12 protein-coding genes and 1 pseudogene are annotated in these 13,251 nt (G+C 37.9%); 6 read left to right on the plus strand and 7 right to left on the minus strand.

Annotated elements, in window-relative coordinates:
- The first annotated feature begins 12 nt into the window (after positions 1-12).
- Positions 13-153 (plus strand): hypothetical protein, encoded by a 141-nt coding sequence (locus ACEVFT_RS05020; RefSeq protein WP_342533732.1) that lies wholly within the window; start codon positions 13-15, stop codon positions 151-153.
- 47 nt (positions 154-200) lie between these two features.
- Here the strand turns inward: ACEVFT_RS05020 and ACEVFT_RS05025 are convergent, their stop codons facing one another.
- The 6 genes from ACEVFT_RS05025 to ACEVFT_RS05050 all read right to left on the minus strand — a co-directional run bounded on the left by ACEVFT_RS05025 (position 201) and on the right by ACEVFT_RS05050 (position 5,948).
- Entirely contained in the window at positions 201-1,001 is an 801-nt protein-coding gene (locus ACEVFT_RS05025) for an alpha/beta hydrolase (RefSeq protein ID WP_393948503.1), read from the minus strand.
- Positions 998-1,996, minus strand: coding sequence for an ABC transporter substrate-binding protein (locus tag ACEVFT_RS05030; RefSeq protein ID WP_393948504.1), 999 nt, complete (start codon positions 1,994-1,996; stop codon positions 998-1,000). The genes ACEVFT_RS05025 and ACEVFT_RS05030 overlap by 4 nt, the downstream gene beginning before the upstream one ends.
- 45 nt (positions 1,997-2,041) lie before the next feature.
- Entirely contained in the window at positions 2,042-3,226 is a 1,185-nt protein-coding gene (locus ACEVFT_RS05035) for a helix-turn-helix domain-containing protein (protein WP_393948506.1), read from the minus strand.
- A gap of 34 nt (positions 3,227-3,260) precedes the next feature.
- Entirely contained in the window at positions 3,261-4,475 is a 1,215-nt protein-coding gene (locus tag ACEVFT_RS05040) for a helix-turn-helix domain-containing protein (protein ID WP_393948508.1), read from the minus strand.
- Between the two features lie 65 nt (positions 4,476-4,540).
- On the minus strand, positions 4,541-4,894 hold the full coding sequence (locus ACEVFT_RS05045) for an AraC family ligand binding domain-containing protein (RefSeq protein ID WP_393948510.1): 354 nt from the start codon (positions 4,892-4,894) through the stop codon (positions 4,541-4,543).
- Between the two features lie 97 nt (positions 4,895-4,991).
- The gene (locus ACEVFT_RS05050) at positions 4,992-5,948 is read right to left on the minus strand and encodes an ABC transporter substrate-binding protein (protein WP_393948511.1); all 957 of its coding nucleotides are present in this window, start codon (positions 5,946-5,948) and stop codon (positions 4,992-4,994) included.
- 220 nt (positions 5,949-6,168) lie between these two features.
- On the opposite strand from ACEVFT_RS05050, the gene ACEVFT_RS05055 reads away from it, so the two are divergent.
- Complete coding sequence (locus ACEVFT_RS05055; protein WP_393948514.1) at positions 6,169-7,326, plus strand: MFS transporter; 1,158 nt, start codon at positions 6,169-6,171, stop codon at positions 7,324-7,326.
- Between the two features lie 89 nt (positions 7,327-7,415).
- Positions 7,416-8,390: a helix-turn-helix transcriptional regulator gene (locus ACEVFT_RS05060; protein ID WP_393948516.1), complete on the plus strand. Its 975-nt coding sequence runs from the start codon at positions 7,416-7,418 to the stop codon at positions 8,388-8,390.
- A 435-nt stretch (positions 8,391-8,825) separates the two neighbouring features.
- Here ACEVFT_RS05060 and ACEVFT_RS05065 read toward each other — a convergent pair whose 3' ends face one another.
- Positions 8,826-9,782, minus strand: coding sequence for an ABC transporter substrate-binding protein (locus tag ACEVFT_RS05065; RefSeq protein WP_393948517.1), 957 nt, complete (start codon positions 9,780-9,782; stop codon positions 8,826-8,828).
- Between the two features lie 99 nt (positions 9,783-9,881).
- Here ACEVFT_RS05065 and ACEVFT_RS05070 point away from each other — a divergent pair, with 99 nt between their 5' ends.
- From ACEVFT_RS05070 to ACEVFT_RS05080, 3 genes and pseudogenes are all read left to right on the plus strand, one after another.
- Entirely contained in the window at positions 9,882-11,462 is a 1,581-nt protein-coding gene (locus tag ACEVFT_RS05070) for an ABC transporter substrate-binding protein (protein ID WP_393948519.1), read from the plus strand.
- A 101-nt stretch (positions 11,463-11,563) separates the two neighbouring features.
- The gene (locus tag ACEVFT_RS05075; RefSeq protein ID WP_393948520.1) at positions 11,564-12,508 is read left to right on the plus strand and encodes an ABC transporter substrate-binding protein; all 945 of its coding nucleotides are present in this window, start codon (positions 11,564-11,566) and stop codon (positions 12,506-12,508) included.
- Between the two features lie 154 nt (positions 12,509-12,662).
- Positions 12,663-13,251: pseudogene (locus ACEVFT_RS05080) on the plus strand (hypothetical protein); the annotation flags it as partial.

Raw genomic sequence — 13,251 nt, forward strand, 5'->3', positions numbered from 1 at the left:
TGCACGGTACAATTGACAATTGAAGCAGTTAAAAATAATAGAGTATTCAACTTAAACCCAGAACGTTTCTGGCCTTATGATCCAATTGCTGTAGAATCACAGGTTGAGGAAATCGCTAGCATGCTCAAAGATCGTTTAGAGAAAGAGAAGTAAATAGTATAAAAATGCCCAAGTGGAATGATTACCACTTGGGCTTTCTGCTAGGAATCTAAAAAACGGGGAAGGCGACTAAGCATACAAGGTAGGACGCTCACATGGTCCTCCTCATCAAACTTCACATAATTAGTATGAATGCTTTGGTTGCTTAAACGCTTCATTTGTTCCGCAGCTTGATCAGCTCCTTCGAGCATATCTGGCAGCTCGTTAGCACCGATTGTAAGTAGGAGATTAATAGTATGCTGACTTTTCCAAGCTTCAGCAAATCGATCTATTTCTTTTAGTACGGCATTGTTAGCCCACCAAACAGAGGGACTTCCGACTACTACATGACTAAATAAATGGGGTCTTGCACATAAAGCATATAGTGTGAAAAGACCGCCTAAGGAATGACCAACAATCGCTTGTTTCTTTTTATTAATAGGCCATTCCTTTGCGACAGCGGGCATGAGCTCATCTTCAATAAAGTCTAGAAACTCATTGGCTTTGCCGTTTGGAGGCCAAGGCGTTCCATCTGGACGTGGTGGCAGATGTTCTTCACTAACAGGTAGTGTAAAATCGTGACAGCGTCGCTCCATATCAAACGGTTCCTTTGAGGGATAGCCGATGCCAATAACAAGAATGGGATCATAGCCTTTTGGTTTACGTGTTTGTAATTTCACTGCCTCTGCAAGCGTTGGAAAAAGGGCATCCCCATCTAAGGCGTAAATAACAGTATAACCATCTGCTGGTGGTTCATCTGTTGGGGCTGCAATTAAAATGCGATAGTCTAGCTGTTGACGAGACGTCATGGCATATTCAAAGTAGTTTTCGGATGTATATGGTTTCTTAGTCATTATTGTCATGGCGCTAGAAACTCCAATACATCTTCTATTACTTTACCTTGTGCATGAATACCACCATTTAGCCAATAATCCTCTGATGTTTCAAATACTTGATTGTTTTTGAATGCCGACGTACTTTGCCAAATTTGACTGTTCTTCAACTCATTTAAAAATTCATCCCCAAGGTTACCATCATTAATTAAGAAAATATAATCTGCATCTAGTTCAGGTAGAATCTCTAATGATACCTCGAAGGCACCATTTTTCACGTAGCTGCTTTGTTCAAATCCTAATTCATGTGTTAAGACATACCCACTGAAATACTCATCCGTCATAAAAAACATCCCCTTTGCATTAAAGCGAATTAACGCAACCTTTTTACCTTCTGTTATGGAAGTCAGCTTTGTTTTTGCTGCATCCACCTTTTCTTGATAACCCTGTAAAGCTTGCTCAGCTTTGTCTGTTTCATCAAGTAGTTGCCCTAAAACTTTAATAGAGCCTTGTAAATCACTTGCGGCATTATTGAAAACATAGGTTGGTGCGATTTTTGCGTATTTTTCATATGTGCCATTTTCCACATAAAATGAATTGTGCAAAATAATTAAGTCTGGTTTATCTGCCATAATTGCTTCGGCTGATGGGGGACCACTTGCAAAGCTAATTTCAGGTACACCCTGTAGCTGACCTTGTAAATAGAGCTGTGGTTTAACACCGTTGGACCATTGCATAGTAGGCTTGATACCAAGAGCTAATAACGAATCCTCCATGACAGGTGCAAAAATTTTAGTAGGCTTAGCTGGTAGTGTTACCTCATTACCGACCTCATCTTTTAGTGTTAACGGATAAACACTTTGCTCCTTTGTACTTTCGGAGGTTGCCTGCGTTTCTACCTGTTCCTCTTTATTGCTTGATTGGGTATTGCAGGCCGTTAGTATGCCAATAGTTAGCAAGAACATCGCTAATAAATAGGCAGATTTTATAATTGTATGACATTGATTACGACAATTTTGTTTCATTGTTCATCAAAGTCTCCTTCCAGTGATAATCATTCTCAAATAGAATTATAAATCACCGTCAGATACGTTACCATGGACGGGGACAGGAAAAGGATTTGGATTTTTTCCGGTTAGCATAAGCAACATTTCATCTAGCATTCGGTTTATAGCAATAGCTGAGTATTCAAACCAAGGATTCGAAGGTAAAACATAGACATGTCCATTTTTTACGGCATGGAGCTCTTTCCATCGATCAAGGTATTGTAAAGTAAGCCAATAATTTCGAGTTGGCGAATCTGGACAAATGATAAATAGCAAACGGTCAGGGTTTAAATTGACTAGCTGATCAAGTGTAATAAGCTCGTTATATGTTTGTTGTTGCGCATTGACAGGACGCAGCTGCAAATCTGTAAACAGTACATCCTGAATCCCTTTATTACAATATAAAAATAATTGATCACCGCATAAACGAAGAACGGCAAAAGTATGGTTTCCAGTAACTTGATAAATTTCTAACCTTGCCTGTAATACCTTTTGTTCATATGTTTGAATGAAATGCTCCCCCACGTTTTGCTTTTTGACAGCTACAGCTATTTCTCTCAGTTGTGTTCGCCAATCCTTTGCTTGTATATAGACATTTTTGATGCCGATTGTTTGAAGCCAATCAAGCATGGAGAGGGAGGGTTCCTCTTGAAAAATATGAATGTCTGGCTTAGCAGAGGCTAATTTTTTGAAGTTGTCCTCTGATTCTGCATCAAATATATTAACATGCACTGGGATTTTCTCTTGGTAATGATTGTAATAATAAGGACTCCATTTAGCATTCAGCGGAGCTGCTACTGGTATGATACCAAGCGCTAATAAGTTTCCAGTAGCGGATACCGAAAAAGTAGAAATTCGCTGGCGAGCCATTTTACTATAAGCAGAAGGTGAAATCCCAACTTCCTTTTTAAATTTTCGACTAAAATAAAATTCGTCACTGTAACCAACTTTTCTAGCAATCTCACGAAGTAATAAATCAGTATCACGCAGTAATTGCTTGGCATGTCCAATGCGTAGCGCCGTTAAATAATCTGTGGCACTTTGACCGAATGCCTTTTTAAAGGCCTCTCCAAAGTAGCTGGAACTCAGACCAGAAATGAGTGCTAGATGCTCAATTGTGAGAGGTTGATGATGGTTTTTAGCAATATAATCTCGTATATCCTTTAATGATATTTGAGTAGTCATATCTGTCATACTTTCCGTTTTCATATCTTAATGTCACCCCTTATTATAAGTGTGAGAATTACTTTGCAGTAACCAATAGCTTTGGTAATGCACCGAGTAACTTCTCTCTTGTAAAGGCATCACCATAATTCCACTTTGTTGCATCTACTAAATAAGCATGGTTATTTTGTACAGCAGGGAGTCCTTTCCAAATAGCGCTATTAATCAATTCCATCGTAGCCATTTGCGATTCTGGTTTATTAGATAACAACATAAAGATGCGGTCACCAGCATACTGAGGTAAGTGATCTATTGGTATTTCTCTATACCCCTCACCTGCTTGAAGTAGTTTTTTGACTTGTGGGTGAGGCTGAAATCCATCTGGATGAAAAAGGGCAGGGGACAGTCCTATACAGCCCATAATATAAAGGCGTTTGCCATGATCAAAAGTCAATACTGATGCCGTTTCACCAGGCTCTACAACTGTTTGTAGCTGCTGCCACATAGTTTTTTCTTGGATTTTAAAATGTTCTAGCCAATCTTCTGCACGCTGTTGTTGGTTAAGCCACTGCCCTAATAAAAGAACACGCTCTTCTAATGAATCCCAGGAATTGAGGGTAATCGTTGGTGCAATAGTTGATAGCGCCTGATATTGCTGCTCGTCACTACTGGTAAAGATAATTAAATCAGGATTCAGCTTCGAAGATTTTTCAAGATTGATTGGAAAGGCAACATCTTGAATATAAGGAACATGGTTTTTATAAAAGGATTTACTAATAGAGTTTTTGTCACCACCTATTGGCTGCACATCAAAAATCAACATATCTCCAAACGTTTCTCCATGATAAATAATACGATGAGGTGAGCAAGGAATGGCTACCTCATGTCCAGTCCAATCTTTTACAACTGTTTTTTGTTTATATTGTCGTGCAAACTGTTTTGGAGGAATCCCCATTACCTGTCGGAAGCGGCGATTAAAGTAATATTCATCATCAAATCCTACTTGCTGCGCAATATCTTTTAATGGCTCATTTGTTTGTAGTAATAATTCCTTGGCATTTGTAAGACGTAAATCTGTAATATAATCTAGCGGTTTCTTCCCGGTTAAGGTTTGGAAGATCGTACTATATTGCCATTGAGCTATATGGGCGAGTTCCGCTAGCTTTTTCACTGTTAAAGGCTGTTGAAAATAGTTATGTATATAGTCGATAGTTTCTTCAACCGCCTTTGTCATTGTCAACTGGTAGTTCATATGAAGCTGATGTTCAAATAATAAATTTAATAGTTCATACAAGACTCCTTGTTGTTTAAGAAAATCCAATTTAGGATTTAAATTATACAGATCTTCGGTAAGACGAATTATTCGTGTATAAGGATAAATTGTATATTCCACTCATCAGAAAAAATAGATCCTAGATGTGGAGAAGGGTGCTTATGTTTTAGCTGAAAGGCTGAAAAGGCAATTTTATAGAAACGGTAACCATGATTTATATCCGATAAATCAATCATAGAATGGGGCTGTACAAGAAAAATTTTTCCTTTCGTCACCAAATAGGGTATATCATCAATCGTTAATGTCCCACAGCCATCTGTAAAAAGTATCATCGTATGATGAGCAGTCGAGATAAACGGATAGCTCTGCGAAATACAGTCAATATCTTCTAAATGAAATAGTAAATCATTGTTAATAGAAGCTGATTTGTTGTCTTCCATCTGTTCACTTCCTTAGTAAATGAAAATGATTATCAATTAACTGTATTGTATAAAAAGTAAAGAGACATTTCAACAAAGATGAAATGTCTCTTGTTAGTTATTTTTTTAAAATAGTAGGTAATTGTGATAACAGCCATTCTCTTGTTGAGGCATCGCTATCACTTTTTTCAATATCAAATGTGTAGACATGACCGTTCTTCACTGCCGGTAGGTTCTTCCAAATTGGACTCTCCATCATTTCTTTTGTCGATTGTTTTGCTTCATCATCGACTGGTGTAAGGATGAAAATTCGATCACCAGCATATTCAGGAAGAAGTTCTGTGGAGATTTCAGCAAAGCCTGTTCCATCATCAAGTATTTTTTGTATTTTGTCACCAGGTTTAAGAACATTTGAATCGTATAAAACTTGAGAAAGTCCAGCACGTGCCATGACAAATAATCGATCTCCTGGATAATATGTTAAAACCGATGCTGTTTCATCTGGTTTAATGATGTCATCAGCTACAAGCGACTCCCACATTTTATCCGCTTTTTCTGTATAAGCATCCATCCATTGAGTTGCTTCTTCTTTTTTATTAAGTATATCGCCCAGCTCTGTTAAACGTTGGCTTAATGGCGCGAAAGTATCAAACACGATAGTTGGAGCGATTTTAGAAAGCTGTGAATATGTCTTATCATCAGAAGTACCAATAATGATAAGATCAGGCTTTAATGACAATGTTTTCTCAACATTAATAGGAAAACCAACGTCCTCCACATCTTTTACACGATCTTCCCAAGCATAATTTGTAATCCAAGAGAAGCCAGCACCAACTGTTTTGATATTTAATGCAAGTAAATCACCGTATCCTTCTCCATGATAAACCACTCTCTCAGGATTTACTGGAATTTCAACCTCATGACCTAAATAATCCTTATAAACACGAGTTGTTGATTCTGACGTTGTTGCCTCTTCTTTCTTTGTCTCTTCATTAGTTGAACCACAAGCAGCCAGCATGATTCCAACCAGTAATAATAGGCTACAAATGAGCATATGTCGATTTAATTTTTTCATGTCTCTTCCTCCGTAAATGATAATCATTATCGATATAGGTTAGCATAAATTAGACTGTCGCCTAGGACAATGGACAAACTGAAAAGGGGTCATTAAGGTTTATCCAAAAATCTAACTGTCTCTTTAAAATAAAATCCGTTTTACCGTATCAGCATCCTTCCATTGGTGGAGAATGGACCTTTCATTGGATTAAGATTCGTGTAATGAAAGGGGTTTAAAGATGAAGAATTTTTGGATGTTTGTCATAACAGGTATGCTATTAATCGTTACAACTACGGGTTTTGGTCGTATGGCATATGGAATTATTTTGCCATTTATGCAGGAGGGATTGAGTTTTACAACCTCTCAATCTGGTTACTTAGGAACAATGCTGTTTTTAGGCTATTTACTAACAGTAGGGCTTTCCGGAGTACTTACAACACATATTGGTGCAAAAAATGTTCTGTTAGTAGGGGGAGCCTGTGTCATTTTAGGGTTAATGGGACTGGTGTTCGTCCCAAATTTCTCGTGGGCTGCCATCACACTGTTCCTTGCAGGGGCAGGGAGTGCACTTGTCTATACACCATTACTATCGATAGCCATTAACCTGTATCCTAAAAAACGAGGTACAGTCATGGGGTTGTTAATGAGTGGAGCCGGGATAGGGATGCTATTATCAGGTTTACTTGTACCCTTTATGCTGCAACGATTTCCTACGCTAGGATGGCGTGGAGCTTGGTTAGTTTTTGCGATTTTGACACTAATCGTCGTGTTGCTAGCATCCTGGGCGATAAAGCAACCAAATTTTGTCGAGAAGGATACCGTACAGGAAAAAACAACAACATGGCGCAGTAAGCAACTGTATATCATTGCAAGTATTTATTTTGCCGTTGGTTTAGTCTATCTTATTCCTAATCTATACCAAACAAGTTATATGAAAAGTCTTGGACTATCCAATGGGCTAGCAGGCTCCATTTATGCCATTGCTGGAATTGTGTCGATTGGAGGCGCTCCATTCTGGGGAATGTTAGCAGATAGAATGGGTGTTAAAAAAGCATTAACAACGGCATTACTACTATCGGTTGTCGGCGATTTATTGCCAATGATGTTTGAAAACATTGGAGGGTTTATACTATCCTCTATTATTTGGGGTTCTTCCCTTGGTGGTGTTCTTGTCCTGATACAGATGAAAGCCAGTCAGCAAGTATTGCCCCAATATGTTGCATCGGCTATCGGGTTTATTTCAATTTTTTATGCAGTAGGTCAAATGATGGGGCCAGGATTAGCTGGCTGGTTAATTGAGCATGCTGGAGGATTTTCAGTTGCTTATGGCTTTGGAGCGGCAGTTTTCTTTTTATGTATCTTGTTAGCATTTTCGCTGACTACAGAAGAAAGCTAATTTTCATAGCGGAAAGGATGTCCCTTTGCTATACTTTAGTTGATTATTGATAATTATTCTCAATAAAGTGCTGAAGGATGGTGAACGCTATGAGTGTGGATTTTCATCAAAATTTTGCTCGATTTTTTCATGCGCTTGAAATACTAGAACCGCAGGAAAAATCAACACAATATATGTCATTCCAATCAACTTTGAAGGAAGGGGCAATCCATCGTTTTATACCTCGTACAGATTTAGAGGTAGTTGTATCGGATTATTCCTTTCATCAGGAACATCGAATGAATGTCTCCACAGCGAAGCCAATGGTGGAAATTAGCTATTGCTTGCAAGGGACGCGAGGTGTACATATTTCCAATGGTGAGTATGTAGTAACGGCTGGGACATGTACAATGCAATTGATGGAGCAAGTAGAGGCAAACTTTATATTTAATAAAGATGAGTCTTATCAGATGGTTGGCATTGGTATCCCTGTAACAACTTTTAATCATTACATGGAAAAAATTAATGGGAATGATGGTACCTCTACCAAGTTTTCAACGGTTCTTGGTGGATCTCCTTTTCGTTTCTTTCAGGAGAATATTAATCCACTAGATATGCTTATGGTAAAACAATTGTTAGAAGCGCTAGCAGCTAATCGATTGACTAATTTGGAGCTAGAAAGTACGGCTTTACAGCTTTTAACAAGAACATGCCAAACCTTTTTTCCTCATTCAACAAATCCAATGGAATTCTCACGGGATGATAGAGCAAAACTAGTTCAAGCACGCATCATTATGGCAGAAAATATGCTGAATCCTCCATCGTTAATGGAGCTTTCTCGTTTAGTTGAATTAAATGATTATAAATTGAAAAAGGGTTTTAAAGAAATGTATGGCACAACAGTATTTGGTTATTTGCGTGAAAAACGTTTGGAGAAGGCATGTTATTTATTACAAAGCGGGACAATGAATATTATGGAAGTAGCGAATGCTGTTGGGTATTCTAATCCGAGTCATTTTGCAGAGGTTTTTAAGGAGAAATATGGGCTGAATCCGCGAGACTTTGTCAGATACAGATCACAATAAAACCCTTCAGCTTTGGACAAAGCTGAAGGGTCATAGTGTTGAAAAACAAAACAATCCATAGAATTTTGTGAAAAGTGAAAATGAATTTCCGTTGCAGGCTACTTGCTTGCCTGTGGGCGAGCGCTGAATCGCATCCTCCGCTCCGTTTAGAGTTTTGCCTGTCTCGCTATCCTACGGGAGTCAAGTAGCCCTCCACTTCAACCCACTAACTTTTTAGCAAAGGCGTTCACTACTCATTTTTTGAGGGGTGTCGTAACTCATCACTTCTCACATTGAAAATAAGAGCCTACCCTTTCTCTAATCATACACATAATGGGCTATTTGATTGCTACGTTTAGTATGAAAGATAAGGAAAAGACACTTTTTCTGCCGTTGACATCATCTTTTTTCAACAACATGACCCTTCAGCTTTGGACAAAGCTGAAGGGACTTTTTTTACTTCACTATGCTATCCAATACATTTTGAATAATTTGGCGATTGGCAATAGCACCTGAATATAACCAACTCGAACTTGAATCGAATTCATAAACATGACCATTTTTAACGGCAGGTATATTAGCTAGAAGAGGATCGCTTAGCAATTCAGAGCTACCTGCACTATCACTGTTAATAACAAAAAGATAGTCAGCATCTATTTGAACGAATTTTTCTAAAGAAACCTGTGACCAATCACCAGCAGCAGATGCTGACACCTCTTTCACAAGGCTTGGAGTTTGTAACCCAAGATCCTCATAAAGAACAACACCACTAGAAGCTGTGTCACTTACCATGTAGATTGAATTTTTGATATTCCAGATCACAGTGGCTGAAAGATTTTCGACTTTGTTGTGAATTTCTTCTTTTGCCTCTTTAGCGAATTCATCATAATCTGCTAGGACTTCCTTTGCCTTATCTGTTTGACCAAAAATTTCGCCCATTTTTAATAGTTTATTGCGCCAATTATTATCCTCTGCTCCCATTACATAAGTAGGGGCAATTTTGCTATATTGCTCATATTTTTCACCTTCAGCAATTTCAGGGGAACCGATTACAATTAAATCTGGATTAAAGCTTGTAACAGCTTCATAGGGAAGGTCAAATTCAATCGTTGGAATATCTTTTAATGAATCCTGAAGATAATCTTGGATAGATGTCCCACTCTTTACGGACCACTGTGCAACAGGCGTTATACCTAATGCTACAAGGTGATCTTCTAGATAGGGAGCTATGATACGTTGGGGATTTTTAGGAATGGTCACTTCATGGGCTATTGAATCTGTTAAGACTCGATTGGAGCTTTCTTCCTTTGTTTTCTCTGTTGTGGAAGAAGATTGAGTTCCACATGCAGCCAAAAGGATGGAAATAATTAAAATGCCAGTTAAAAAGGCATTCTTTTTTATAAATTTTTTCAAAGCTATAAGCCTCCTATTTCAATTGATTTCTATCATTCTATTTCATTATAATGAAAATGATAATCAATATCAATTTGATGTTTAGGAGATAGAACTAAAATGTACAAAGACAATCAGTTACTGTCCCATCTTTTTTATCAACCTTTACAAATAGTGAAATTAAATGAAATGTTAAGTGACATAGGAACACAATCCACCCACCCATTTATGGTCATCGTGTATGAGGGATATTTAGAGTGTACGCTTCAAGGTAGGCACGTTCAGCTTAGTCCAAATTCTGTTATGCTTTTAGATGATACTGACGATTTTCATCTACTTGAAACATGTGAAAGTAAAGGAATCGTCATTCAATATCGTGTATATGGCTGCAAAACGGATCGTTTATTACAAGATGCTATCTTAATTGAGCAATGCTCCTATCGACTTATGAATTTAGCTAAAGAAGTAGAAAAAGAAGCGAACGCTGAGGGCAATAATCCGTTTCGTTTACAAAAATTATTCGGTGAATTGCTAGAAGTGCTGTACAGCCATTTACGTGATAATAAACAACAACAAGAAGGACTATGGATTGATAAAGTACTTCATTATATTAATCTATATTTCCGTGAAGAATTAACAAGAGAGCAGATGGCTGAAAAAGCACAAGTAAGTCCAGAGCATTTTTCTCGTACGTTCCATAAGCATACAGGCTATACGTATAGTGAATATTTAACGTTGCTAAGAATACGAGAATCACAGAAAAGGCTATTGTTTACAATGCCTAAATTAGATGAGCTTGCTCAGGAAGTTGGCTACAATGAGGGGACTTATTTAAGTAGGAAATTTAAAGAATTAGTGGGTGTATCACCAACAGCCTATTATCAGAAATCAAAGCGTGTCCTTGCACTCAATACCAATCATACAGCATGCTTACTAGCTCTTGGTATTACGCCAGTGTTGGGTGTATACTCCCCATTTCTAGAGAGTATCGAGCCTGTCTCTACTTCGCAAAAACTTAAAGGCTATGAGTATGGTATCTATGAGTATGGTATTGCTTCAAATTATCAGGAGATCACCGCAGCATGTCCAGATGTCATTATTAACTACAGTGGTGGTAATGAAAAACAATCATTACTGTCAGTAGCTCCTATATTCGAGCTACCATGTAGACAATTAAGCTGGCGAGAGCAATTTGGGTTGATTGCCAATATCGTTGATAGACAAGAAGTATGTAAGAGCTGGCTCCAGCAATATGATGAACAGATAGCTCAATGTAACGCTATTCTTGACCAACAAATTGGGGCAAGGGGTACTGCTATTGTTTGGGAAATAGGGAGTCATCAAGCGTATTGTTTAAATAGTAGTCATGGGAGAGGGAGTCATATACTGTACGAAGATTTGGGCTTTAGTCGACCAGATGCGATTGTCACACGAAATATTGAACAAACAGGTTACTTAACAGTAGATATTGAAGATATTGCTCACTATCCAGCTGATTATATATTCGTCACCGCTCTTCCTACAAAAGATTTTGGAAAAGAGCGTCTCTTAACGGTATTACATTCAGAAAAATGGCAGTCACTTACAGCAGTGCAAAAGAAACAGGTGTATTTTATGAATCAGTATGAAATATTTTATGGCTATGACCCATTATCTACAGCTACTCAATTGCAAAAATTAATGGAAGTATTAACATCATAAATATACAGGGGAACAAATCACTTTCATGCATAGACAGTTATTTAACATTCTTCTACAATTATTGAGAATGATTATCAACTGAAATGTATGGAGGGAAAAAATTGCTTAAACAAAATAGAAAATTCATAGTACCATTGTTTCTTCTATTACTGCTTCTGTTAACGGCTTGTGGTGAAAAGGAAAAGACCGTTAGTCCGACTGCAGAACAAGATACAAAAGAAGCAGAGACAAAAACGGTTCAGACGACAAATGGTGAGGTTGTTATTCCGACTAATCCAGAGCGTCTTGTAGCAGAGGAGTATATTGCTAGTTTACTCGTATTAGATGTGAAACCTGTGGGAGCTCCTGGGTTAGCTCTTGAAAACTATTATTTAAAGGATGCATTAAAGGATGTAGAAGAAATAGGCGATTATGGGAAACCATCCATTGAGAAGATTATAGCGCTCAAACCGGACTTGATAATTACTGGCAATGGGGAAAATTATGATGCTTTAAGTAAAATTGCTCCTACAGTTGTCATTCCTTATGGTGAATTGAAGGATGCACACGAAGAACTTACCTATTTTGGTGAGTTACTTGGCAAAGAGCAAGAAGCTAAGGATTGGCTGGCGCAATATGATCAAAAGATTGCCGATGCCAAAGCACAGGTAGATGCGATTATTCCAGAGGATGCAAGCTTCTCTATTATAGAGGATGCAGGCAAAACTTATTATGCATATGGTGATAATTTTGGACGTGGTGGACAACCAGTCTATCAGGCACTTGGTCGCAAACCACCTGCTAAAGTAGCAGATGAAATTATGGAAAAGCAGTGGGCTGAAATTTCCGAAGAGGTGCTGGCAGATTATGCAGGAGACTACATTATTTTGACTTCAGACGATCGTACAGTTGAAGATTTTAAGAACGATCCAATATGGGGTAGCCTGCCCGCAGTAAAAAATGATCATCTTTATATTTGGCCTGAGGAGCGTTCATGGTATTATGACCCAACAGCCGTGCTGGCTCAGGTAGAGGAATTAACAAACTGGCTAACGAATAAAAAATAAGCTAAATAATTTGGGAAAAGAGGAAGCATCTTTAGTAATGAAGGTGCTTCTTTTTTGTTATTTCAATTAAAGATATTAATGAGAATGTTTATCATTTATAATGTTCACAAGGGACCCATTCTATGATTTGACTAGAAAGGTGTGAAAACAAATAGTGAATATAGATGATCATATCCTTCTATGGAAAGCAGCATCCATTCAAGTGTTGGATATTCGTTATACAAAGATGCAACGTGATGAACAGCTTAGCTCCTATCGTTTACCAGCTAGCGGTTTTTTGTACACAATAAAAGGAAAAGCTACTATATTGTTGGATAGTAAATCCTATAAGATAGAAAATTTTTATATAGCTCATGTTGGTAAAGGAAGTTGTCTACACATCAGTGCTGTAGAAGATATAGTAGAGTACTATTTAATTCTCTATAAAGCAACGCTACCTCTTCCCCATAGAAAAAGTTTACTAGCATTATGGGAACGTGAAAAACCTTTTCAGCTTCAATATGTTTTTCAAGTTTCGAATGCACTCACATTACAACAAAAAGTTGAAACGATGTACCAGCAATGGCTCAAACAGGACAATCTAGAGCATTTTCATGTCAAGGCACTTTTTTATCAATGTGTTTATGAGCTTTTGCAGCAACTAAGCCAACAGCATGTCATTGTTCAACAGCCAGATCTTGTGGAGCAAATCCAAATTTATATAGAAGAATACTACAGTCAACCCATCACCCGGGAGTCGCTTG

This window comes from Lysinibacillus sp. PWR01, assembly GCF_043359455.1.
GTDB lineage: Bacteria > Bacillota > Bacilli > Bacillales_A > Planococcaceae > Lysinibacillus > Lysinibacillus fusiformis_F.